This is a genomic window from Algoriphagus oliviformis (genome assembly GCF_017254915.1).
Classification (GTDB): domain Bacteria; phylum Bacteroidota; class Bacteroidia; order Cytophagales; family Cyclobacteriaceae; genus Algoriphagus; species Algoriphagus oliviformis.
The window spans coordinates 1-282 of record NZ_JAFKCT010000095.1 but is presented as its reverse complement, the minus strand read 5'-3'; the positions used below and the strand labels follow the sequence as shown (position 1 = coordinate 282).

1 protein-coding gene is annotated in these 282 nt (G+C 36.9%); it reads right to left on the bottom strand.

Going from position 1 to position 282, the window contains the following annotated elements; genetic code table 11:
• Positions 1-30: 30 nt before the first annotated feature.
• On the bottom strand, positions 31-282 hold a 252-nt coding region (locus J0A68_RS22715; RefSeq protein ID WP_206580532.1), incomplete at its 5' end, for a hypothetical protein.

Below are 282 nucleotides of genomic sequence, written 5' to 3'. Positions count from 1 at the left end.
CTGCACAATAGTTGGAGACTTACTAACAACTTAGATTATAGTAGAGTGTTTGGAATTACTATTTGGCATTTGTAGTATTGCCGAAATCAGTTCCAGTTTAACCAATCCTCTATTGATAGTGTGAGCATGATTAAAGATATTACTATAAGGGCAGAAGAAATTCACCACATTAGTAATTCCCCTCTGAATAAAGAAGCTAACAAAACGAAAAAGGTAGATAGGCTGGTCTCCACCGGTTTGGCTTTGGTGTAAACTCAACACTGATGGTGCTTGTAAAAGTAC